This window comes from Endobacterium panacihumi, assembly GCF_050847465.1.
Taxonomy (GTDB): domain Bacteria; phylum Pseudomonadota; class Alphaproteobacteria; order Rhizobiales; family Rhizobiaceae; genus Neorhizobium; species Neorhizobium panacihumi.
In genome coordinates this window covers 275,809-299,655 of the sequence record NZ_JBOZRA010000004.1, presented here as the reverse complement: position 1 = coordinate 299,655, position 23,847 = coordinate 275,809, and the positions used below count along the sequence as shown (strand labels likewise).

Here is a 23,847-nt window from a genome sequence, read left to right as displayed (position 1 = left end):
CATCATGTCGTCGCCCCAAAGAATCGTGCTGATGGGCGCCGGGCTGATTGGCCGCGAACATGCCATTCTTGTCTGCGCAAACCCGGCAACGGAACTGGTGGCAATCGCCGATCCGGCGCAAGCGGCTATCGCCATGGCGGCCGATTTCGGCGTCAGGCACCATGTCGATTTCCGAAGGATGCTGGATGAGGAACGTCCTGATGGCGCCATCATCGCCCTGCCGAATGCCCTGCATGCCGAGGCCGCGATCGCCTGTATCGAACGTGGCATTCCGTGCCTGATAGAAAAGCCGATCGCCGATACACTGGCAGCAGCAAAACGTGTCGCCGAGGCAGCCGAACGCTCGGGCGTTCCGGTCCTGATCGGACACCAAAGACGCCACAGTCCGGATATCGCCAAGGCCCGGAAAATGGTGCAGGAAGGCGAGCTTGGCCGCCTTGTTGCCGTCAATGCCATGTGGATTGCGGACAAGCCGGAAGCGTATTTCGATGCGGCATGGCGGCGACAGCCGGGTGGAGGCCCGCTCTTGATCAACCTCATCCACGATGTCGACTGCCTGCGTTTCATTTGCGGCGATATCGAAGAGGTCATGGCCTTCACGTCGAATGCGGTGCGTGGTTACGAGGTGGAAGACACGGCCAGTATCAGTTTACGCTTCGCCTCAGGCGCGCTTGGTACGTTGCTGATGAGTGATACGGCTGTGTCGCCCTATAATTGGGACACAGCTGCCGGGCAGGCGCTCTATTTTCCCCATCAGCCGGAAAATGCCTATGTATTTTCAGGTACGAAAGCGGCTCTCGCCGTGCCGGGCATGGATTTGTGGCAGCATGAGAGCGGCGCTGCTGGCCATTGGCAGGACCCGCTGGTCAGAAAACATGTCAGCCTCGACGGTAGCCGCGCTTACGACAATCAACTCGCACATTTCATCGAGGTCATCGCCGGGCGCGCTCAACCGCTTATTTCCGCCCGCGATGGCATGAAAACTTTGGCGACGATCATGGCCATCACGCAATCGGGTCAGAAACGGCAACCGATAACGGTTTGATGCGCGTTCCAATGTCCAGCTGCATCGGAAGCCGTGGCAGGCGATCTGGTGAGATGGGCCAAGGCATGATGGCGCAAGGCAGTGCCTCGAAATCAGAGCCTGAACGGACAGACACGATCATGGACAAAGATCGTGCTCCCTTGCGCTGATGTCTTCCGGATCACCTCGCCATTCTGCTAGAGCGGTTCATTGTTAAATGGAACCAGTTCTGTTGGCTCAAACGGAGTTGGATGGTCGCATGGCCGGCGCGCGTCGTAGCCAAAGCATACGGCCAAGCCGGCCATGCGATCAGACGGCCCGTTTCAGCCAACCCGAAGGGCCGGGCATCTTTCCGCCGGGGTCAGCGGCGATCGGCTCGTCCGTACCTTCGGGTATGCCCTTCGCCAATCGCCACTGCCCCAACGAAAACCTGCTCCGGCGGAACTGTTTCCATTTAACAATGAACCGCTCTAGGGTAGGCAGCCGGACGGAGGAGACGATGCAATGCGAACTGACCACACCAAAACTGCGGACGCTTCGGCCCCTGTCAATCGGCTGAAGGTCGGTTTTGTTCTGTCGCGATCCTTCACCTTGTCCGCGTTCGCGATGTTTGTCGACACGTTGCGTCTCGCCAGCGACGAGGATGACCGCTCAGGCCGTGTCCACGCGGACTGGCAGGTGTTGGGAAGCACCCGGCATCTCATCACCTCAAGCTGTGGCATTCAGGTGGCGCCGACATCGGATTTCGTCGATCCCAGCCGTTACGACTATATCGTCGTGGTCGGTGGATTGCTGTCGGTCAAGGACCAGGTGGATGCTGAAACCATCGCCTTCATCAAGCGGGCCGCGCATCAGAAAGTGCCGTTGATCGGACTTTGCACGGGAACATTCATTCTTGCCGAAGCGGGGCTGATGAAGGGGCACGTCACCTGCGTCAGCTGGCTGCATGCACGCGCCTTTCAGGAACGTTTTCCCGATCTTCAGCTTCGCTCGGATCGCATCTTCAATCTCGATCGCCGTCGCGGCTCCTGTGCGGGCGGCAGTAGTTCCGCTGATATCGCGGCAGCTCTCGTGCGCCGCCACATCAGCCCTCATGCCGAAAAGAAGGCCCTCGAAGTGTTGCAGATCGTCAAGGCCCGATCGGCCGCCGATGTGCAGCCGCGCCGCGCTTTGGAAGAGAAATACGAGGATCCGAGGATCCGGGCCGTGATCATCAAGATGGAGCAGCATCTCGATCAGGAGTTGGATATGGGCGATCTCGGCAGTGCCGTCGGTCTTTCACAGCGCCAGCTCGAGAGATTGTTTCAAAAGACCATCGGCACATCGCCCGCAAGGGCTTTTGGCCGAATCCGCATGGAGCGCGCCAAACTGCTTCTCGCCCAATCCAGCGCACCCCTGATCGAAATCGCGCTCGATGTCGGCTATCGCAACTCCGCTCATTTTTCTCGCGCCTTCAAACGCGAGTTCGGGCACACGCCATCAAGTTTGCGGTCGCGAAAGACGGCCGTCACGGATATCCCGGCGCCGCGCGGGCTGCCCCGTTAAGTTTGTGCTCGCGGAAAATGGCAAGTCCCGTGGCGGTCCCCGGACGGCGGGGCAGCCGTCCGGGTGGTGATCCCGGACAGCGGCATCACGATACGCTGCCATCATGGGTAAGGTCGGAAGAAGGCTGCTCGTCGGTCTCGGGCACCGGTCGTTTTGCCCTGAACAGTTTCAGCACGAAAACGAAGAAGGCCGGCACGAAGAAGATCGCCAGCACGGTTGCCGAGATCATGCCGCCGAGAACCGCGGTGCCGATGGCGTTCTGGCTGGCGGCGCTCGCGCCTGTTGCGATCGCCAGCGGAACCACGCCGAGCGTGAAAGCCAGCGACGTCATGATGATCGGACGAAACCGCAGCCTTGCCGCCTCGATGGCCGATTCCAGTAGCGGTTTGCCTTCGGAAAAATTGTCCTTGGCGAACTCGATGATCAGAATCGCGTTCTTTGCGGACAGGCCGATGATCGCGATCAGGCCGACCTTGAAGTAGATGTCGTTCGGCATGCCGGCTGCCATGACGGCGAGAACGCTGCCGATCACGCCGAGCGGCACCACAAGCATGACCGAAAGCGGAATGGACCAGCTTTCATAAAGGCCTGCAAGCAGCAGGAAGACGAACAGAAGGCTGATGCCGAACAGGAACGGAGCCTGCGATCCGGACTTGATCTCCTCCAGCGTCTGGCCCGTCCATTCAAAGCCTATTCCCTCGGGCATTTCGCCGGCCAGACGTTCCATCTCGGCGATTGCGACACCGGAAGAATTGCCGGGGGCAGGTTCACCCGCGATACGCACGGTCGGATAACCATTGTAACCGACGATCTGCGGCGAGCCCTTCTGCCATTGCGCGATGGCGAAGGAAGACAGCGGCACCATGCCGCCGCTGGCATTGCGCACATTGAGCTTCAGGAGATCCTCGACCTGCAGGCGGCTCTGGTCGCGTGCCTGAACGATGACGCGCTGCATGCGGCCGGCATTCGGGAAATCGTTGATATAGGACGAACCGAGATTGGCGGTGATCGTGTTGTTGATGTCGGAAAAGGTCACGCCGAACGTGTTTGCCTTCTCGCGGTCGATCACCAGCAGAACCTGTGCCGCGTCCGGCAGTCCCTCGACGCGCATGCCGGTGAGCAGTGGGCTCTGGCTGGCTTTTGCCATCAATTGCGCGCCTGCCGCGGAAAGCGCTGCCTGGCCTGTGCCGTTGCGATCCTGAAGGCGGAAGGCGAAGCCACCTGTGGTGCCGAACCCTTCGATCGCGGGCGGGGAAAGCGCAAAGCTCGTCGCATCCTTAAGCCCGAAGAGTTGCATGTTCACGCGGTCGGCGATCTCCTGTGCAGAATTGCCTTCGCCGCGCTCGCTCCAGTCTTTCAGCGTCACGAACATCAGGGCCGCATTGGCGCCGCTGCCGGAAAAGCTGAAGCCCTGAATGGCGATGACGTCCTTCACGCCGGGCTCTGATTTGAAGATCTGTTCGATCTGCGCGACGGAGGCCTTGGTGCGGTTGGCGCTGGCTTCGGGCGGTCCCTGAATGTCGACGATCAGGTTGCCCTGGTCTTCCGCAGGAACGAAAGAAGACGGCAGGTTGACGAAGAGGTAACCGAGCCCGATGACGAGCGCGAGATAGATCACCATCATCCGGCCGGCGCGGCGGGTCATGCCGAGCGTCGCCTTCACATAGCGATTGGTCAGGCCGTCGAACTTCCGATTGAACCAGCCCGCGATACCTTTTTTCTCGTGATGACCTTTCGGGATGGGCTTGAGGAAGGTCGCGCAAAGCGCAGGAGTCAGCGACAGCGCCAGAAAAGCCGAGAACAGGATGGACACGACCATGGTCAGTGAAAACTGACGGTAAATGATGCCGGTCGAGCCCGGGAAAAACGCCATCGGGATAAAGACGCAGGCCAGTACCAGCGTGATGCCGAGGATGGCCCCGGTGATCTGGCGCATGGCTTTGCGGGTGGCGGCGCGTGGCGAAAGACCTTCTTCCGCCATGATGCGTTCGACATTCTCGACAACCACAATCGCGTCATCGACAAGAATGCCGATGGCCAGCACCATTGCGAACATCGTCAGCACGTTGATGGAAAAGCCGGTTGCCAGCATGATCGCACAGGTGCCCAGCAAAGCGACGGGCACAACCAGCGTCGGAATGACCGTGTAGCGGAAATTCTGCAGAAACACGAACATCACGATGAACACAAGCACGACGGCTTCGATCAGCGTGTGCAGGACCTTTTCGATCGATGCGGAAACGAATGGGCTGGTGTCATAAGGTGCGTCATATTTCACCCCCTTCGGGAAGAATTTTGACAGTTCATCCATCTTCGCCGTCACCGCGGTCGATGTCGCCACTGCATTGCCTGTCGAGGACAGCTGAATGCCGACGGCGGCGCTCGGCTGACCATTGAGGCGGCTGGAAAAGTTATAGCTCTCCGCACCGAGTTCAATCCGGGCGACATCCTTCAAGAGAACCGAACTGCCGTCCGGGTTGGCGCGCAGGATGATGTCGCCGAACACCTCGGGGTTGGAAAGCTGTCCCTGAACGAGCACGGTCGCCGTCAGATCCTGGGTAACCGGGTTCGGAGACGCGCCGATCTGGCCGGCAGCGACCTGCGCATTCTGTGCGGTGATTGCAGCATTCACATCGGCGGCCGTCAGGTTCAGGCCGACCAGCTTGTCGGGGTCGATCCAGACACGCATGGCGCGTTGCGCGGCAAACAACTGCGCGCGACCGACACCGTCGAGACGACGGAGTTCTCCCAGAATGTTGCGGTTCAGGTAATCGCCAAGCGCCACCTCGTCCATGCGTCCGTCCGTCGAGGTGAGCGTCACCATCATCAGAAAGCCCGAGGCTGCCTCTTCCACGGTCACACCTTGCGAGGTGACGGCGGAGGGAAGGCGCGCCTCGACGCGCTTGATGGCATTCTGCACGTCGACGGATGCCTGGTCGATATCCGTTCCGGCCTCGAATGTCGCATTGATGCTGACCGAACCCGATGTGTCCGAGGTCGATTCGAAATACATCATGCCGGAGACGCCGTTCAGCTCCTCCTCGATGAGGCGCGTTACGCCCTGATAGATCTCCTGGGGCGAGGCACCGGGATAGGCGGTGGAAATGGTCAGCTGCGGTGGTGCAACTTTCGGATATTGCGCGATTGGCAGGAAGGGCAGGGCGATGATGCCGGCGATGGAAATGAAGAGCGCAAACACCCAGGCCAGGATCGGCCTTCCAATGAAAAACTGTGCCATGTGATGTTACCTTGCCTCGCCGGAATTCGCCGGAGCGGTTTCGTCTGCGGCTGATTGCGTCTGGCTGTCGGGCGTCCACGGTTCAGGGGCGATCTTGGCATCCGGCTGAACTTTCTGGACGCCATCAACGACAACTTTCTCGCCGTCCTTGAGGCCTGTTTCGACAACCCATTCCTGACCGAGGGACTGGCCGAGTTCGATATCGCGAAGCTTCGCCACGTCGTCCGCCTCGACCACATAGACCTGCGCCTTGCCATCAGGCGTCCTGATGACAGCTCGTTGCGGGATGGTGATCGCATTCTGGCGCACGGCCTGTTCGACCTTGACACGCACATACATGCCCGGAAGCAGGTCGCCATTCGCGTTGGGGAACTCGGCGCGGAGCGTGACCTGTCCGGTGGTGGAATCGACATTGGCGCTGGAGAACAGCAGCTTGCCCTTCTGCTCGTAAACATCGCCGCCATCGAAAACGAGTTCGACGCGCGCCTGTCCGGGAGCGGGACTTGCAAGCCTGCCATCCGTCACGGCGCGCCGCAGCGCCAGCAGATCCTGCGCGGACTGGGTGAAGTCGGCATAAACCGGATCGATCTGCTGGATGAGTGCGAGGCTGGAGGTACCGTCCGCCGTCACCAGCGCCCCCTCTGTCACCAGCGCGCCGCCGATAATGCCGGAGATCGGCGCACGGACCTCGGTATATTCGAGATTGATCTTCGCCTCTTCCAGGGCGGCCTGTTGCAGCGCGACGTCGGCTTCGGCCTGCGCCAGATTGACCGCAGCGGTATCGTATTCGATGCCACTGGCGATGTTGCGTTCGCGAAGCGATTTCTGGCGATCGAGCTGGACCTTCGCATTGTCGCGCGTGGCTTCGGCACGCCGCAGGTTTGCCTCGGCGCTCGCCACGCGCACCTTGAACAACCTCGGATCGATCCGGTAGAGCACGTCCCCTTCGTTGACCATCGCGCCCTGTTCGAACACGCGCTCCTGAAGAATGCCGGAGACGCGGGCACGCACTTCGGAAATTCTGGTCGCGGCAACGCGTCCGGGAAGCTCGCTGACGACTGGAATAGGATGGGCCTTCAGATCGATCACCCCGACCGCTGCCGGAGGCATTTCGCCTGCGTCCTGTGAGAGTGTCGCGGTTGCCGTCAGGGCGAGGATGGAAGTGGCAATAAGGCACGCCTTCAGGCGCGGCAGTTGGCTGCAGCGGTGCATGATGTTTTCCTTGGATGTTCGGGTGTGGCTCAGAGAGCCAGTTTGTTATTGTTCGGGGAAGGTCGAGTAGATCGTGCGTACCCCTTCAAGGATTTTGGACCGTTCCTCGTCACTCCACTGGTGGAAGGCAAACAGTTCCGTGACATAGACGCCGGTCAGCGTCAGATAGGCCATCAGGGCGGCCTCCGCCCTTGGGCCGGCCGCCATGGCCGCGAGATCCTCCTGCGTCCAGTCGCGCATCAGCTTCTGGACCTTCTCTTCCTGCGAAACCGATGCGCTGATCGCCAGCGAAACGGCGCGATCTGCATCGGTTATGCCCTGTTCCGCCGCCTTGATGCGGCCGAACAGCTCCGGGTGTGGTGTATCCTTCGCATTTGCCACTTCCTGCGCCTGGCGCTCGACCTCGATTTTCATGCGTCGGTCGATCAGCGCTTCAAGCAGCGCGCTTTTGGACTTGTGGTCGTAGACAACGGTCGACTTGCTGACCCCTGCCTCCTGCGCAACGGCGTCGATCGATAAACCGGCGGCACCGAGTTTCACGACCACACGCTCCGCCGCATCCAGGATGTCGTCCTTCATGATCTTGCGAATCCGGCCCACGTCGCTCTCCACTTTGTCACTTGATGCATTTACGAACGATCGTATATGAATGCAATAGAAAAACGATCGTTCGAATAAAATCTGTCTATCGTCAGGTGTTCTGTATGTCCTCCGCAAATCGCTGGCTCATCCTTGTTGCCGTTATGGCAGCGTTCCTTCCGGTCGTCGTTGACATGACGATCCTGCACATCGCGATACCGTCGCTCACCGTCTCCCTTGGGGCTTCCGGCACGGAAGTCCTGTGGATCATCGATATCTATGCGCTCGTGATGGCGGGCCTTCTCGTGCCCATGGGCACATTGGCGGACCGGTTGGGTTATCGCCGCATCCTGCTGGCAGGGCTTGCCGTGTTCGGGCTGGCATCGATCGGTGCAGCTTTCTCGACGTCCGCCGCCATGCTTATCGCCTTCCGGGCTGTGCTTGGTGTCGGTGCGTCCATGATCATGCCGTGCGTGCTCGCTGTCATCCGCACCACATTCGAGGACGATGCCGAACGGGCAAGAGCGCTCGGCATGTGGAGCGTGATCGGCATGGCGGGTGCTGCCGTTGGCCCGCTGATCGGAGGGATATTGCTGGAGCATTTCTGGTGGGGTTCGGTTTTTCTGGTCAATGTTCCGGTGCTTGCCGTGGTCATGCCCATGGTCTGGATGCTTTTGCCGAAAAGCGTCGGCAACAGCGAAAAACAATGGAAGATCGGCCAGGCCGTGCTGCTTGTCGTCGGCCTGGTGATGACCGTTTTTGCCATCAAGACGGCCATGAAGGGCGGGATGGATGCCCTCGTGATTGCGACGGTCCTTGGCGGTGTGTCGGCCATCGGCTGGTTTGTCCGGTTGCAGGTGGTCTCTGCCGTGCCGATGCTCGATGTCTCGCTCTTCCTGAAACCGGCCATCACGGTCGGCATCCTGATGGCTTTCGTCGCCTCGGGCGCTCTTGCGGGGTTCGAGCTCGTTCTGGCGCAGGAGCTTCAATATGTGATCGGCATGTCGCCTCTGGAAGCTGGCCTGTTCATGCTGCCTCTCGTGATCGCTGCGGCGGTTGGCGGCCCCCTTGGAGGCAGCCTCGCTCATCGGTTTGGCTTGCGCAGCATTGCCTCGTTTTCGATGGCTGGTGCGGCGGCATCGCTGTTTGCGCTCGCATCGATCGACCTGATGGCCTCAAAGTTCATGACCTCCACGCTGCTGGCAATTCTCGGCCTTTGCCTTGGGATCGGCCTGCTGGCATCGTCGATCGCCATCATGGGAAGCGCGCCGCCTGAAAAGGCCGGTGCTGCGGGTGCGCTCGAAAGCGCCGGCTACGAACTGGGTGGCGGAATCGGCATCACCTTCTTCGGCGTTCTGGTCAATTCCCTGTATTTTGCCGCCGTCTCCGCGGCAGGGTCTCCGGCCGCCGACGCCGGCGGGTCGATCGGCGAAGCAATGACAACAGCTTTGCGTCTGGGCGGTGAAGAGGGGGAGGTTCTGAAGCAGGCGGCCCGCGAAGCATTCACCCAGGCGCACGGATCTGTCCTGCTGATCACCGCAGGCATGATCGCGATGCTTGCTGTCGCAGTGTTTGCTGCCCTGCGTGGCGCACGCATGGCGTCGACACCGCATTGAGGCGGGCGCCGTGGTGATGCGGCGTCGCTCCAAATGGCAATTCTCGACAACATGCCGGTGACGGGGATGCCCCGTCACCGATCAACCGCAGCGACACGGCCAGTCTTCGAGGCAATTCACGCCGCCACGGCGATGCCGTCCAGTTCGGACATCACCTCGTCGGACAGGGTGACGTCGGTTGCCGCCAGATTTTCGCGCAGATGCGCCACCGAGGATGTGCCGGGGATCAGCAGAATGTTCGGAGCGCGTTTCAGCAACCAGGCGAGTGCCACCTGCATCGGCGTTGCGCCAAGACGCGTCGCGACATTCGACAAGGTCGATGACTGCAGCGGGCTGAAACCACCGAGCGGGAAGAACGGCACATAGGCAATGCCGTCGCGGGCAAGATCATCGATCAGCGTGTCGTCCTCGCGATGGGCCAGATTATACGCATTCTGAACGCAGACGATGTCGGCGATCCGGCGTCCCTCGGCAAGCTGTGTCGGGGTTATGTTGCTGAGGCCGATATGGCGCACCAGCCCCTTGCGCTGCAATTCGGCCAGCGCCGTCAGTGGCGCCTCGAGCGAACCTTCCGCCGGGCCATGCACACCGAACATCAGGCGCAGGTTGACGACATCGATCACGTCGAGGCCGAGATTTTTCAGATTGTCATACACGGCCTGTTCCAGTTCTTCCGCGGAAAAGGCCGGCAACCAGGATGCGTCGTCGCCACGACGTGCGCCGATCTTGGTGACGACGACGAGGTCGTCGGTATAGGGGTGCAGGGCCTCCTTGATCAGCTTGTTGGTCACGTGCGGGCCATAAAAGTCGCTGGTGTCGATGTGATTGACACCGCTTTCGATAACCTCACGCAGCACGGCAATGGCCGCGTCGTGATCCTTCGGTGGGCCGAAAACGCCTTTGCCGGCAAGCTGCATCGCGCCGTAGCCGAGGCGTTTGACCGTGCGGTCACCGAGTTTGAATGTGCCTGCCTTATCAATATTGGCCATGATCAGTCTCCTTCGCTTCTGATGAGGTGGAAGATAGCCCTTGTTGGTTTGCGGGATAACCGGATACAATCGGCACGAGTTGTGCAATATTTCGAACAATGGGGCGGCCGTGAAAACAGATCTGGGGGATCTCAACGCATTTGTCGCGGTCGCCCGTGCTGGCGGATTTCGTGATGCTGCCCGCAGCAGTGGTTATAGCGCCTCGGGTCTAAGCGAAGCGGTGCGGCGGCTGGAAACTCAACTTGGTGTGCGGCTCCTGAACCGCACCACCCGCAGCGTGGTGCCGACCGAAGCGGGCAGGGGGCTTCTGGAGCGTCTTGGCCCTGCTCTGTCGGAAGTGGAAGCCGCACTCGATGTCGTCAATGGCTATCGTGACACCCCGACCGGCGTCTTGCGCATCAATGTGCCGGTCAGCGCCGCGCGGCTTGTGTTGCCGGCCATCGTGCCTGGGTTTCTTGCCGCCTATCCGGATATCCGGTTGGAAATCATCAGCGACGACAGTTTTGTCGATATCATCGCCGCCGGCTGCGATGCCGGCATCCGTTATGACGAGCGGCTGGAGCAGGACATGATCGCCGTGCCGATCGGTCCGCGTGTGCAGCGTTTTGTCGCCGCCGCTTCACCCTCCTATCTCGAACGTCGTGGCCGGCCGCAGCATCCGCGTGATCTTCTTGAGCACGCCTGTTTGCGCGGTCGCTTTGCCAGCGGCGCGATGATGGGCCCCTGGGAGTTCGAAAAGGGCGAGGACATCATCCGTGTCGACCCGACCGGCCCGCTGGTCGTCCAGCCGGGTGGTGCCATCGAACTGGCCATCGAGGCGGCATTGGCCGGCACCGGCATCCTCTATCTGTTCGACGGCTGGTTGAAGCCGCACCTCGAAAGCGGTGCGCTGGAAGAAGTTCTGGAACCGTGGAGCCAGCGCTTTCCCGGCCCCTTCCTCTATTATTCGGGCCGACGTCTGGTGCCGGCCCCGCTTCGGGCATTCATCGATTTCATAAAGGCGCAGGCCTCGCGTCCAACGACGTGAGGCCGGGCGGCCTCAGATGGCGGTCGGCATGGTCACGCCCAGCCGTTCCGCATGCGGTTCGATCGAGCCGATAATGGTCGGATAGAGCACCACGCCATCCGCCAGCGCTGTTTTCTTGCGGCCCAGAGCGGCCTCGCCGGGAAGACGCACATGGCTGACGCCGGGACGCGGCGGTGTGGCATGGCAGGCATCCGCCAGCCAGCCGGTCTGCCGCAAAAATGCATCGCGCCCGCCAAACGCCTCCGGGTCCCAGACCTGAACCGTCACGGCGGCATTGGTGCCCTTCGGGGCATCGGCGCGGCCGTAACCGGCCAGGCCTTGCGTGATCGCCTCGACCTGCAGCGCCATGCCATAACCCTTCTGCCCGTGGTCGAACCCGCCCGTCGGCAACAGAGAGCCGCCCGCATCCAGCACTTTCGGGTCACGCGAGGGATTGCCCTCTGCATCCATCAGCCAGTCATGATCGTACTGGCGCCCCTCGCGGATCAGTCGCTGCGACATGTTGTTGGTGGTGATCGAGGCGGAAATATCGATCAGCATGGGACCTTCCGGCGTCGGAATGCCATAGGCGACCGGGTTTGGCGTGTAGACGCCCTTCAATCCGCCGAATGGCGCAACCTGTCCGCCCGAAGGAGAGGAGGATGCGACGGATACCAGCATGCCCTTCGACGTTGCCAGTTGCAGATAGGCGGCCAGCGCACCGATGTGGTGACTATTGGCGATGACGATGGTGGTGGTGCCGAATTTTTCGGCGCGTTCGGTCGCAAGTTTTACAGCTTCCGATGTGAGCCAGGCACCAGGCAGGCGGTTGCCCTGCCAGCACACGGCCGGTCCCTTGTCGCTGACGACATCATAGGTGCCGGTCTTGGTCACGACACCATCGGCGATGCCCTGCAGATACCATCCTGCCAGAGCCAATCCGTGGGTAGAATGCCCCATCAGATCGGCTTCGATGAGATAGGTGGCAACAGCCTCGGCCTTGTCGGCCTCAAGCCCTGCCTTGGCAAACAGAGAACGGGCAAATGCCAAAAGATCGCCGGCGGCGTAACGGGGTTCGGTCATCGCTCATAAACCTCCTTGTTGAGCACGCGGGCAGGGCGGTTGCCGGCAATGAAATCCTGGATGTCGCTGATCACCATCAATCCGACATTTTCAAAAGCTTCGAGACTGTCCGCGCCGCTATGCGGGGTAAAGACCACACTCGGCAGCTTGAACAGCGGATGCGAGACGTCCGGTGGTTCCGTGACGAAGGCGTCGATACCGGCGCCCTTCAGCTTGCCGGCCTCGATGGCTATGGCAAGCGCATCATTGTCTACCACTTCGCCGCGCGCGAGATTGAGCAGGCAGGCAGTCGGCTTCATCAGCGCCAGCTTTTCGGCGTTGATGAGGGCCGAATTGCCGGCGCCGCCAAAGACATGCAGCGAAACATAATCGGCGCGCGCCAGCAGGGCATCCAGTTCCAGAAGTTCGATCCCGTGCTCGGCCATGAAAGCCCGGTCCGGATAAAGGTCGGAGGCGACCACTCTCATGCCGAGGCCAATCGCCTTTTTCGCCAGCAGCTTGCCGATATTGCCAAGACCGACGATGCCGAGCGTCTTTCCGGAAATTTCCACGCCGGGCCGTCTGTCCCAGCCGCCGGACACCACGCTCATGTGACCCTGGGGAATGCTGCGGGCGAGCGAAAACATCAATCCGACGGCCAGTTCCGCCACGGCATTGGCATTGGCTGCGGGCGTGTCTGTCACCGGCAGGCCACGTGCGGTGCAGGCCGGAATGTCGACGCTATCGGTCCCGACCCCGTGTTTCAGCACTGCGCGAAGTTTTGGCGCGTTGGCGATGCTCTCGGCAGTCACTGAGGTCAGGCCGGCGACGAGAAAATCGGCGCGTTCGATATGCTTTGAGAGCCCGCCATCCGGAAGGCTGGTGTCGACGCAGCGGATGATTTCCCAGCCTGTTTCGTCCAACATTTGCGGCAGACGGCCATGGCGGCCGAAACCAGGCGAGGTGGTGGCAACGACGATGCTCATGCGCTCGCCTGCGGCCAGATTTCTAGTGTGGAAAAGGGCGTGCTGACGTTCATGGTGCTCCCGATCGTTCCTGCCGCCACCGCAATGGACGGATATCAATTCAGGCGGGAGATAAGGTCTCTTGCTGGCTTCGTATGCCGCCAATACGCATCCGGTGCGCGCACATCTCCCGCATGCCGGCCACGAGACTCCTCCCCGTCGCCGATTGCTGTCCAAAACATTGCGCGTTGATGGAAAGTTGTCAATTGTGGAAATTATGAAAATTATTTCTTGGGAAGATTTCGATGCTTTTGCACCGTTAAGCGTAGTGCATTATGTTGATTATCTATCTGTATAAGCTCAAAAATATTCATGCAAAATCTTTTCGTGTGAACTTGGCCGGCATTCGGTTCCGAAGTGGGTATGTTCGCGATTTAACAAATGCATTCTTTACAACTATCCATGATGCCAGTTTGCGGTCGTTTGTAACGGTGAAGCAAACCATCTGCGCCGGCGAGAAGCCGGCGCAGATGGTTTCAAAATACGCCCGCACCAGCCCGCATTTCACTCCGTGGGTTTTGGTTCATAAAAGGCACGCGCATCCGCTGCCATTGCCTGTCGTGACGGGATCTGGGTGTAGAACATGTGCCCGCCGCGGTAGACTTTCAGCGTGGCGCGGCCGTTGGCCAGTTCCGGCGGCATGTGGTCGATCACATATCGGCTGGCACCATAGGGCGTCAGCGCGTCGCTATACCCATGTGCGATCAGTATTCGAAAGGAGGGAATGACCGAAAGAAGGTCGCGCAGATCGGTGGACGCACTCGCAAGTGCCCGCACATCGCCGCCACGGTTGCCGTTCCATTCCCAGCGCCGGTTCACGTCGGTGTTCAGCAGCGAATAGGTCATGTCCGTCCTGAAGCCGAGATCGTTGCGGGCATAGGCCGCGAAGGCCGAACCATAGGCACGGGTATAGCCATCGAGGATCGGGTCGTCGTTCTGGCTGTAGGGCGCTTCGGGATAGGCATCCGGCACCGCATAGGCGGCATCGTAAGGGCTCACCACCTTGCCGGTGCCGGCCATCTGCTTGGCATAGATGTCACCGAGAAAACCGCGGCTGCGCGCAATCGCATCCTTCGGCATGCCGGTCATGCCGGCAAGTCGGCTATAAAGCCCGTCGGCGGTGCTGCCGCCGGGGCGCGGTCCGGCAAGTGAGGTGAGATAGGCCCCCATGGCAAAACTTTCCGCTTCCTTCATGCCGCCCGGTGTGAACGTGCCGCGACGCTCCATCTCGGCCGCCGCGAGCGATGGAAGCTGCAGCGCCGCGCTCAGCGGATCATCGGCGTTGGCGAGAAAACGACCTTCCAGAAAAGGGGAGAGCATGACGATGCCGGAGACCAGCATGCTCTGGCTGTCCTTCAGCGCCGCCGCCACCTTGGCGGCGCGAAAACCACCATAACTTTCGCCCAGCAGATATTTTGGCGCTTCCAGCCGGTTGTTGCGCTGGGTGTAAAGCGCAATCGCCTTGGCAAGGCTCTCGGCATCCTGCCGCACCTTGTAGAAATTGCCGGCCGCATCATCGCTGGCGGCCCGGCTCCAGCCGGTGCCGACCGGATCGATCAGCACCAGATCGGTAAAGGCGAGCCAGCTGTCCGGATTGTCCTTCAGCACCGGCATCGTGCCGTTGTCTCCCGTGTCACCGAATTCCAGCACTTTTGGCCCGACAAGCCCCATATGCAGATAGGCCGATGCGGCGCCCGGCCCGCCATTAAAGGCAAAGGTCAAAGGGCGGCCCGGTTTCCGGTCCTTTGCCACATAGGCGGTATAGAAGATCTTTGCCGTGCGGTTGCCGTCCTGGCCAATCAGGTCGAGCGTGCCGGCCGTCGCCGTATAGGGCAGTTCGGTATCGCCCAGTTTCAGCATATGATCGGTGGAGGAGTCAGCCGGGATCAGGCTGAAAATACCGGACGAGGCACGCTCGTTTTCCTGCGTGGCCTCTTTCTCTCCACGTTCGGGTGGTGGCTCCTGCGCTGCGACAGGCGCTGAAAACATCAACAACATGGCAGTGGCGCAGGCGAAAAAGCGAATGGCAAGACGATTGGGCACGGTGTTCTCCAGGAGGTCTGTCGAGTGATGTCGAATGTAGGTCGCCAGTCGTCCAAGGAAACTCAACTTGGCTTGATTGCTGCGTCATGACGCATGGCGAAAAGCACATTGAAAGCCTGTGGGAGGGGGTATAGTCATCGATAAAAGACTGGCGAGAACGAGAGGCGGAATGATGTATCTGACACAAGCGGAATTCGAGGATTTGCGGGCATTTCGTCATCGCCTCCACCGCCAGCCCGAACTCTCCGGCGAGGAAGTCGAGACCGCCAGGCTGATCGTCGAAGCGCTGTCCGCGACAAAGCCGGACGAAATCGTCACCGGCATCGGCGGTCACGGTGTCGCCGCGGTTTATGTCGGTCCGGAAGTGGGGCCGACCGTGCTGGTGCGCTGCGAGCTCGATGCGCTACCGATCGAGGAACTGACCGGTCTCCCCTACAAATCGGAGGTCATCGGCAAGGGCCACCTTTGCGGCCATGATGGCCACATGACGACGCTTCTTGCCGTCGCCCGCGATCTCGGCCGCCAGCGCCCGCAAAAAGGCCGCGTGGTCCTGATGTTCCAGCCGGCGGAAGAAAATGGTGCCGGCGCCGCGGCCGTGATTGCCGACGAAAAATTTGCCGCGCTGAAACCGGATTTCTCCTTCTCGCTGCACAACATGCCGGGCCGCCCGCTGGGCCACGTCGCCTTGATGGCCGGCCATGTCAATTGCGCGTCGCGCGGCATGCGTATCGAACTCACCGGCAAGACAGCACACGCGTCCTGCCCGGAAGATGGCATATCGCCGGCGCCGGCGGCGGCAAGACTGATCGCCGAACTGCCCGGGCTCGGCGCCAATCGCAGCACGCATGTGGATGCCGATTTTTCGCTGGTCACACTCACCCACGCCCGCATCGGCGAGGAAGCTTTCGGCATCGCTCCCGGCCACGCGGAAATCTGGGTGACGCTGCGCACGCTGGTCGATGCCCGTATGGCAGCGCTGGTCGAACAGGCGGAAGAACTGGCGCAAAGCGTTGCCCTGCCGGCCGGCCTCCATCTCGGCATTACCTATCACGACGTGTTTCACCACTGCGAAAACGACGAAGTGGCCGTGGCGCATCTGAAAGCCGCGATGGATGCCGAAGGTGTGACCTATGACGATGGCGACGGTTTCGTCCCTATGAAGGGTTCGGAAGACTTTGGCCTGTTTGGTCATGTCTCTAAATCGGCGATGTTTTTCCTCGGCGCCGGTGAAAATCATCCGCGCCTGCACAACCCGGATTACGATTTTCCCGACGAGCTGATCGATACCGGCTCGCGCGTCTTCCTGCGCACCATTCGCGATCTGCTGGGATGAGTTTGAGGTGGTCGCGGCATATATAAAATTCCTATATGTTTGCCGCCGCAGCCCACTCGATTTCCTATCGGCCCCAAGCCATCTATGTCTGTCGAAACAGCATTTTTTCACGCAGCCTAAAAAGAGTGGCTGCGTGTCCGGAGACTTTTGATGGCCCTCGATGACGGCGACCGACGCCCGTCCCCGGAAGCGCTTCTCGAGCGCGCTGCGCAGGAAGGTCGTGGCCGCCTGAAAATATTTCTGGGAGCGGCACCCGGTGTCGGCAAGACCTATGAAATGCTGATGTCGGGTCGTGCCCGGCAGGCGGATGGCATTGACGTCGTTATCGGTGTCGTCGAAACCCATGGCCGGCAGGAAACCATGGCACTGCTAGACGGTTTTGAGATCATCCCGCGTCGCATCATTGATTATCGTGGACAGACGCTCGACGAGATGGATCTCGACGCCGTGCTTGCACGACGCCCGGCGCTGATCTTAGTCGATGAACTGGCCCATACCAACGCACCCGAAAGCCGGCATCCAAAGCGATATCTGGACGTTCTGGAACTGCTGTCACGCGGCATCGATGTGTATACGACGCTCAACATCCAGCATGTCGAAAGCCTCAACGATGTGGTTGCGCAGATCACCCGCATCCGCGTGCGCGAAACCGTACCGGATTCGGTCATCGATCGCGCCGATGATGTCGAAATCATCGATATAACGCCCGACGACCTGATCAAGCGCCTGCACGACGGCAAGGTCTACATGCCGAAAACAGCCAGGCGTGCGACGGAGAACTATTTTTCCCCCGGCAACCTGACGGCACTGCGCGAGCTGGCGCTGAGACGCACGGCCGAGCGTGTGGATGACCAGTTGCTCAATCACATGCGTGCGCACGCCATTTCCGGGCCATGGGCGGCGGGCGAGCGCGTTCTGGTCTGCCTCGATCATGGCGGCGATGGCGCGGGTCTGGTCCGGTATGCCCGCCGGCAGGCCGACCGCCTTCGCGCACCCTGGGCGGCGCTCCATCTGGAAACGCCGCGCGACGCCATGCGCAGCGAGGAAGACAAAAGCCGGCTGGCGGCGACCATGCGGCTTGCCGAACAACTGGGCGCCGAAACGATCACGCTGCCCGGCTCCCGCGTGGCAGCGGAAATCGTTGCCTATGCCTGTGCCAACAATTTCACGCATATCGTCATCGGTCGCTCCGGCAAATCCCGGCTGGTGGAATTTTGGCAGGGCTCGGTCACTCAGGATCTGGTCCGTTACGCCGGCGATATCAGCCTGCACGTGATTTCCGGGCAGCAGGCCCATCCGGCGGCAACAGGCGTTCGCACCGCCGCACCGCCAGCACCGTTTCGCTGGCTACCCTATCTTGGCAGCACAATCTTCGTGATGCTTGCCGTTGGGGTCGGCACGCTGCTGGATAAAATCCTGGCGGTGCAGAACCTTGCACTGGTCTTCCTGATGGCCGTGCTGGTGTCGGCGGTCCAAGGCGGGTTGACGGCCGGCCTCTATGCCTCGGTTCTGGCGGCGCTGTGCTTCAACTTCTTTTTCCTCGAACCGCGCTACAATTTCACTGTCCGTGATCCTGAAAGTGTGGTGGCGCTGGTCTTCTTTCTGGGCGTGGCGCTGGTTGCCAGCAATCTGGCTGCCGCCGTGCAGCGACAGGCCCGGGCAGCGCGCCAGAGGGCGAAAACGACGGAAGACCTTTACCTCTTTTCGCGCAAACTGGCCGGCACCGGTACGCTGGACGATGTCTTGTGGGCAACCGCCTTCCAGATCGCCTCCATGCTGAAGGTCCGCGTCGTCATCCTCTTACCCGAAGCGGGTGAGATCGCCGTCAAGGCCGGTTATCCGCCGGATGATACGCTGGTCGATGCCGATATCGCCGCCGCCAAATGGGCCTGGGAACACAACCGTCCCGCCGGTCGCGCCGCGGATACGTTGCCGGGCGCCAAACGCCTTTATCTGCCGCTCAGCACAGGCCGCGGCGCGGTCGGTGTCATCGGTCTGGATAACGATCGGCAGGGGCCGCTTTTGACCCCGGAGCAGCAACGGCTGTTCGATGCGCTGGCCGATCAGGCAGCGCTCGCCATCGAACGGGTCCAACTTGTTTCGGATGTCGATCGTGCCCGTCTGGCGGCTGAGACCGATCGGCTGCGCAGCGCGCTGTTAAGCTCCATTTCTCACGATCTGAAAACGCCGCTCGCTTCCATCATGGGGTCCGCGGGCACGCTCAAGGATTTTCATGGCAATCTCGACGACAGCGCGCGGCTCGATCTGCTCTCGACCGTCATCGACGAATCCGAACGGCTCAACCGCTTTATCGCCAATCTTCTGGATATGACACGCCTCGGCTCCGGTACGATGGAGCCGAATTATGCCCTGCATTTCGCCGGTGATATCGTCGGCACGGCGCTTGGTCGCGCTGCCAAGATGACCACCGGTCATAAAACACGCGTCGTCATTCCGCCCGATCTGCCGATGGTGAAGGTCGATGCCGTCCTGCTCGAACAGGTCCTGTTCAACCTCATCGACAATGCCGCCAAATATTCGCCCGAACACACCATGATCGAAATTCGCTGCTGGTCGGATGGCGACAGGATCAGGCTCGCCGTGATCGATGAGGGACCGGGCATACCGGTCGATGACCTGGAACGGATCTTCGACAGTTTCTACCGCGTGCGAAAAGGTGATTTCGTGCGCGCCGGCACCGGCCTCGGCCTTTCCATCTGTCGTGGTTTTGTCGAAGCCATGGGCGGACATATCAAGGCTGCCAACCGCACGGATCGTTCCGGCGCCATCTTCACCGTCAGTCTGCCGCTTGTCGCGCAGCAACCGATTTCACAGGAGATCAAGTGATGCAGTCGACCGTGCGCATCCTCATCGTCGATGACGAACCACCGATCCGGAAACTCCTGCGCGTCGGTCTGTCCACGCAGGATTATGCAATCAGCGAGGCGATGAACGCCAAGGTCGCGATCGAACTTGCCAGGACCGACAAACCGGACCTGATCCTGCTCGATCTCGGCCTGCCGGATATGTCCGGCCATGATCTTCTGGCCAAATGGCGCGCGGAAGGACTGGACCTGCCGATCGTCATCCTCTCCAGCCGCACCGACGAGGCGGGTATCGTCAAGGCGCTGGAACTGGGCGCAGATGACTACATCACCAAGCCTTTCGGCATGAACGAGCTTGTCGCCCGCATTCGCGTGGCGCTGCGCCACCGGTTGCAGACGCAGGGCGAAAAACCGGTTTTCCAGACTGGCGACCTGATGGTCGATCTGGTCAAACGCATCGTCAGCGTCGGTGGCAATGAGATTAAACTGTCGCCGAAGGAATACGATATCCTGCGCGTTCTGGTGCAGCATGCGGGCAAGGTGCTCACCCATCGTTTCCTGCTGGAACATGTCTGGGGAGAGCCGACCGATGTGCAATATCTGCGCGTTTATGTGCGGCAATTGCGCCAGAAGATCGAAGATATGCCCGATCAGCCGAAATACATTCTCACGGAGACCGGTGTCGGTTATCGTCTCAAGGATGGTTTATAGACCGGCTTCCCGCAACACCACGGTGACAACCCGCCGCCACACGCTGGCAGCAAAACTTTCGCCGGCCGCATCGAGCACCATCACACCCTGAAGCGAGCGCCCGGGCAATTCGCTGTCGCCGAGCACGCTGGCGGTCACGCCATATTCGGCGGTGACCGGCGCCAGTGTCTGTCTTTTTCCGCCGGTAGGCGGATGCACGGCAATTGCGCCGCCGAAATGTGAGGTCAACTGCGGAATGTCGATTTCGCGCGCGCCGGATTGCGCCAGCGCGGTCAGCGTAATCGGCAGCCTTGGCTCGCTCACGTCGTCGGGTACGAACCAGCCGCCGGCTTCCTGCGCCAGCCTGCGTCCTTCATTGCCACCCACATAACCGCGCACCACGGTGCCGGCCGTCGAGGAGAGAAAGGCCAGTTGATCAGCGCGGGAAACCCATTGTCCCTCGTGGATATCCGGGTTGAGATCGTTGATGCGGCCATCGAAAGGTGCCCGTACCGTCAACTGCCCATTGCGTTCGTCCAGCCCCTTGGCACGGGCGGAAAGCCCACCCAGTTCGCTTTCGATGACGCTGCGGGCGGCGAGGTCCTCCGCATTGGCGCCGACACGCGCCAGCCGTCGTTGCGCCAGTTTGATCTCTTCGGCGACGATCCGCATTTCCTGTTCGACCGCCGGCGCATCGATCACGAACAGGATGTCGCCCGCCTTGACCGATTGGCCCTTGGTGACGGCAATCGTTTCAACCCGGCCCGGTTCCTGCGGGTAAAGCCGAACGAATTCGCGTGGCAGCACCATGGCCGGTGCGCTGACCTGCCGGGAAAGCGGCAGGAAGGCGAGAAGGATCATGCCGGCAAAAATGCCGAAGCTCACATAGCTACGCCGGCTGGCAAGAATATCGTTACGCATGGACCACCATTCTTTCATTTCCATCCAGACCGGACGGATGAGAAAAAAGCCGATTTCGACGGCAAACAGCATTATGCCCACGATCTTGACCGCGAAGTGGTAGACCAGAAGCGCAATGCCGAGATAGAGCACGATCCGGTAGATCGCCGTCGCTATCGCATAGAGTGTCAGGATGATGTCGAGCCGCCGCGGAAAGGCTTCCGGCGCCGCATCGTTCATCCCGAACAGGAATTCGCGCAACCGCCAGCGCATGTGGCGGAAGGCACGGGGCTGCAGGTTTTCGACGCCCAAAAGATCGGCGAACATGTAATAGCCGTCAAACCGCATGAACGGGTTGAGGTTGACGATCAGGCTCATGATCCAGCCGGTGGCGGCCAGCACGAAAACAGCGCTTCGCAGCACCCCGTCCGGCAAGAACGCCCACAGCAACAGTGCGAAGGACGCGACCGCCAGTTCCACCATGATCCCGGCGGAATCGATGCGCAGCCGTGCCCGCCGGGAGGTCAGTTTCCAGGCGTCACTGACATCAGTGTAGAGCAGCGGCACCATCACCATGAAGGCGATGCCGATCGTCGGCACCCGGCAGCCATGGTGATGCGCCACATAGGCGTGGCCCAGCTCGTGCAGGCATTTGATGAAGATGATCGACAGCAGCGAGACGACCGCGCCTTCCAGCGAGAAGACATAAGGGAAGGTGCCGATAAAATCTTCCCACTGGCGCGAAACGAGATAGATGCCGATTGCCGCGGCGATCAGCGTCACAATGCCGAAACTGCGGCTGAAGAGCAACGAAACCGAGGGCCATGAGGCGCGGATGAACCGGTCGGGCCGCACGAGCGGAATCTTGAAAAACAGGTAGTTGTGGATCAATCGCATGAACCACGAGTGTTTCTGGTTTGCTCGCTGGTGCAGGCTTCTCCACGAGCCGGTGGCAGGCTGCGAAAGCAGCATGTTCTGTTCCAGCATGCGGATGATGGAAACGATATCCTCACCGGTCAGCGTGTTGCCGAAACGGGTATCCACCGCCCTGATCAGGTTGGAAACCGTGCGCGCCGCATTCCACAGGGACAGGATCTGGAACATTTCATAGGTGATGCGGAAGAACTTGTTGCGCAACGGACAGAACACGACCCATGTCGGCGCCCCGGAATAGCTGACGCCGCCCCTGGTGATCTGCAGGTCCTCGCGGATCGGCGGCAGCGGAATGTCCTGCGGTACATCCGCAGCTTTCGCCCCGGCGGTCAGTTGCGCGCCGGTCGGCAATGCAATGGTTCGCGGCGCCGCCGTCATAACCCGAACTTCTGCCGCATCAGCGCGATCGGCTTGCGGAACAGGTAATAACCGAGGAAGACGCGATCACCGTAGACCTGCGCTGTGCCGCGAATGCCAAGCCGCATACCCTGCGGCTGTTCCTCGAGTTCGGCATAGATGCGATAGGCGAGCTTGTCGCCCTCCACCATGCGGGCCTCGAAAGAGGCGGAAACCACCGTTGCCTTGGCGGGCCGCAACGGGTCGGAATCGAGAAAGGCGCGCACGCTTGCCCCCGGCGCCACCGCAATGGCATCGGCGACCGGCACGTCGATACGCAATTGCATGCGGGACGGATCGGCCACTTCCATGATGCGTTCGCCCGTCGTCACCGGCCGGCCGATCCAGTCGCGTTTGTCGGTATAGATCGCCACCCCGTCCACCGGCGCGCGGATATCGGATCGCTCCAGCATGTCGCGGGCATAATCGCGTTTTGCCGATGCGACGGCGAGTTCGCTGCGGGTCACGGCCAGTTCTGCGCGCAGGCGCGGATCGGACACCGCGCCTTGCGTCACCTGCATCAGCTTGGCCTCCGCCACCCGAACATCCTGTTCGGCCACAGCCAGTTCGTTGCGCAGCACGACGTCGGACATCTGTACCAACCGCTGCCCTTTCGCAACTCTCTGATCGGGATTGACGAGTATGGTGTCGATCACGCCGTCGAGCGGGGCAGCAATTACGGCCGGCGCGATCGGCGCCACGGCGGCGGGTGCCAGCACCGTCATCGGCACCGGCACGAAGGCAAGCGCAATGGTGGCGATGGCCGCTGCCGCGAGCAATGGCTTGATCTTCAGGCGCCGCCGCAGCTTGCGTTCGCCGGTCAGTGCCGCCCATGCATGCGCATAGGTATCGGCCAGACGGCGGGAGATGAGGCTGTCCATCTCGCTCCATGCCGTTTCCCGTGCCAAAAGCATGCCGCCGAACACTTTTCCGTCGCGCAGGGCAAACTGCTGCCAGTTCATGAAGCGGTACGGAAAGCTCTTGTGTTCCACGTCTCCGGGCGGGCAATGCGCCGGAAGTGTAAACGTGTTGGGAGACTTGAGGCCCGTTTCCTTCTGCAGATCGGCAACCACCGCTTCCACCCAGCGAATGCGTGGCGAATTGCGATCCACGGCGCCAATCGAACTGGCTGCCCGCACCGTAAAGACATCCGAGCGTCCCTGCAGCACAAAAACCTGACGGCAACGCGTCAGTCGCATGGTTTCATTTGCGATCAGAAATGCCAGTTCGCCGACTGTCTGGGCGTGCCGCGCCTCTGCTTCCACCTTTAACAGCAGATCGAGCGCCTTGGCCCCGGGCGCGTTTGCGGGCTGCGCCATATCCGATGCATTTGCCGCATTGCCACCTGATCTGGGTGGTGGAGCCGAACCTTTTGATATCGGCTGGGCCATCCGCGGTTCTCCGGAATTCGGCGTAATCTTGAATTCCATG

The 23,847-nt window shown here is 60.9% G+C and carries 17 protein-coding genes; 8 read left to right on the top strand and 9 right to left on the bottom strand.

Annotated features, from left to right (window positions below):
- Positions 1-4: 4 nt before the first annotated feature.
- Both ACRQ1B_RS19380 and ACRQ1B_RS19375 read left to right on the top strand, forming a co-directional pair.
- Positions 5-1,045: a Gfo/Idh/MocA family protein gene (locus ACRQ1B_RS19380; protein WP_432295628.1), complete on the top strand. Its 1,041-nt coding sequence runs from the start codon at positions 5-7 to the stop codon at positions 1,043-1,045.
- A 483-nt stretch (positions 1,046-1,528) separates the two neighbouring features.
- Positions 1,529-2,569 carry a GlxA family transcriptional regulator gene (locus ACRQ1B_RS19375; protein ID WP_432295627.1) on the top strand — a complete coding sequence of 347 codons (1,041 nt, stop codon included), beginning with the start codon at positions 1,529-1,531 and terminating at the stop codon, positions 2,567-2,569.
- 85 nt (positions 2,570-2,654) lie between these two features.
- On the opposite strand, the gene ACRQ1B_RS19370 is transcribed toward ACRQ1B_RS19375, so the two are convergent.
- From ACRQ1B_RS19370 to ACRQ1B_RS19360, 3 genes are read right to left on the bottom strand one after another with little or no spacing between them, the layout of a single operon-like run.
- Entirely contained in the window at positions 2,655-5,807 is a 3,153-nt protein-coding gene (locus ACRQ1B_RS19370) for a multidrug efflux RND transporter permease subunit (RefSeq protein ID WP_432295626.1), read from the bottom strand.
- A gap of 6 nt (positions 5,808-5,813) precedes the next feature.
- Positions 5,814-7,019, bottom strand: a complete 1,206-nt coding sequence (locus tag ACRQ1B_RS19365) for an efflux RND transporter periplasmic adaptor subunit (RefSeq protein WP_432295625.1) — start codon at positions 7,017-7,019, stop codon at positions 5,814-5,816.
- 45 nt (positions 7,020-7,064) lie between these two features.
- Positions 7,065-7,619: a TetR/AcrR family transcriptional regulator gene (locus ACRQ1B_RS19360; RefSeq protein WP_432295624.1), complete on the bottom strand. Its 555-nt coding sequence runs from the start codon at positions 7,617-7,619 to the stop codon at positions 7,065-7,067.
- Positions 7,620-7,723: 104 nt separating this feature from the next.
- Between ACRQ1B_RS19360 and ACRQ1B_RS19355 the strand changes: the two genes are divergently transcribed.
- Positions 7,724-9,214 (top strand): MFS transporter, encoded by a 1,491-nt coding sequence (locus tag ACRQ1B_RS19355; protein WP_432295623.1) that lies wholly within the window; start codon positions 7,724-7,726, stop codon positions 9,212-9,214.
- Between the two features lie 116 nt (positions 9,215-9,330).
- Here the strand turns inward: ACRQ1B_RS19355 and ACRQ1B_RS19350 are convergent, their stop codons facing one another.
- Positions 9,331-10,203, bottom strand: a complete 873-nt coding sequence (locus ACRQ1B_RS19350) for an aldo/keto reductase family oxidoreductase (RefSeq protein WP_432295622.1) — start codon at positions 10,201-10,203, stop codon at positions 9,331-9,333.
- Between the two features lie 109 nt (positions 10,204-10,312).
- Between ACRQ1B_RS19350 and ACRQ1B_RS19345 the strand changes: the two genes are divergently transcribed.
- Positions 10,313-11,230: a LysR family transcriptional regulator gene (locus ACRQ1B_RS19345; RefSeq protein ID WP_432295621.1), complete on the top strand. Its 918-nt coding sequence runs from the start codon at positions 10,313-10,315 to the stop codon at positions 11,228-11,230.
- A gap of 12 nt (positions 11,231-11,242) precedes the next feature.
- On the opposite strand, the gene ACRQ1B_RS19340 is transcribed toward ACRQ1B_RS19345, so the two are convergent.
- Together ACRQ1B_RS19340 and ACRQ1B_RS19335 are read right to left on the bottom strand one after the other, a co-directional pair.
- On the bottom strand, positions 11,243-12,292 hold the full coding sequence (locus ACRQ1B_RS19340) for an Ldh family oxidoreductase (protein WP_432295620.1): 1,050 nt from the start codon (positions 12,290-12,292) through the stop codon (positions 11,243-11,245).
- A complete protein-coding gene (locus ACRQ1B_RS19335; protein ID WP_432295618.1) occupies positions 12,289-13,257 on the bottom strand; it encodes a phosphoglycerate dehydrogenase in 969 nt (322 codons plus the stop codon). The genes ACRQ1B_RS19340 and ACRQ1B_RS19335 overlap by 4 nt, the downstream gene beginning before the upstream one ends.
- 121 nt (positions 13,258-13,378) lie before the next feature.
- Between ACRQ1B_RS19335 and ACRQ1B_RS19330 the strand changes: the two genes are divergently transcribed.
- Positions 13,379-13,594, top strand: coding sequence for a hypothetical protein (locus ACRQ1B_RS19330; protein ID WP_432295616.1), 216 nt, complete (start codon positions 13,379-13,381; stop codon positions 13,592-13,594).
- Between the two features lie 206 nt (positions 13,595-13,800).
- Here the strand turns inward: ACRQ1B_RS19330 and ACRQ1B_RS19325 are convergent, their stop codons facing one another.
- Entirely contained in the window at positions 13,801-15,294 is a 1,494-nt protein-coding gene (locus tag ACRQ1B_RS19325; protein WP_432295802.1) for a S10 family peptidase, read from the bottom strand.
- A gap of 217 nt (positions 15,295-15,511) precedes the next feature.
- On the opposite strand from ACRQ1B_RS19325, the gene ACRQ1B_RS19320 reads away from it, so the two are divergent.
- The 3 genes from ACRQ1B_RS19320 to ACRQ1B_RS19310 all read left to right on the top strand — a co-directional run bounded on the left by ACRQ1B_RS19320 (position 15,512) and on the right by ACRQ1B_RS19310 (position 20,208).
- On the top strand, positions 15,512-16,672 hold the full coding sequence (locus ACRQ1B_RS19320) for an amidohydrolase (RefSeq protein WP_432295801.1): 1,161 nt from the start codon (positions 15,512-15,514) through the stop codon (positions 16,670-16,672).
- Between the two features lie 150 nt (positions 16,673-16,822).
- Entirely contained in the window at positions 16,823-19,519 is a 2,697-nt protein-coding gene (locus tag ACRQ1B_RS19315; protein ID WP_432295614.1) for a DUF4118 domain-containing protein, read from the top strand.
- Complete coding sequence (locus tag ACRQ1B_RS19310) at positions 19,516-20,208, top strand: response regulator transcription factor (protein WP_432295612.1); 693 nt, start codon at positions 19,516-19,518, stop codon at positions 20,206-20,208. The genes ACRQ1B_RS19315 and ACRQ1B_RS19310 overlap by 4 nt, the downstream gene beginning before the upstream one ends.
- Here ACRQ1B_RS19310 and ACRQ1B_RS19305 read toward each other — a convergent pair.
- Positions 20,203-22,398 carry a biotin/lipoyl-binding protein gene (locus tag ACRQ1B_RS19305; protein WP_432295611.1) on the bottom strand — a complete coding sequence of 732 codons (2,196 nt, stop codon included), beginning with the start codon at positions 22,396-22,398 and terminating at the stop codon, positions 20,203-20,205. The two genes, ACRQ1B_RS19310 and ACRQ1B_RS19305, sit on opposite strands and share 6 nt — an antisense overlap.
- The gene (locus ACRQ1B_RS19300) at positions 22,395-23,846 is read right to left on the bottom strand and encodes an efflux RND transporter periplasmic adaptor subunit (RefSeq protein WP_432295609.1); all 1,452 of its coding nucleotides are present in this window, start codon (positions 23,844-23,846) and stop codon (positions 22,395-22,397) included. Before ACRQ1B_RS19300 ends, ACRQ1B_RS19305 begins: the two co-directional genes overlap by 4 nt.
- Between the last annotated feature and the right edge of the window lies 1 nt (position 23,847).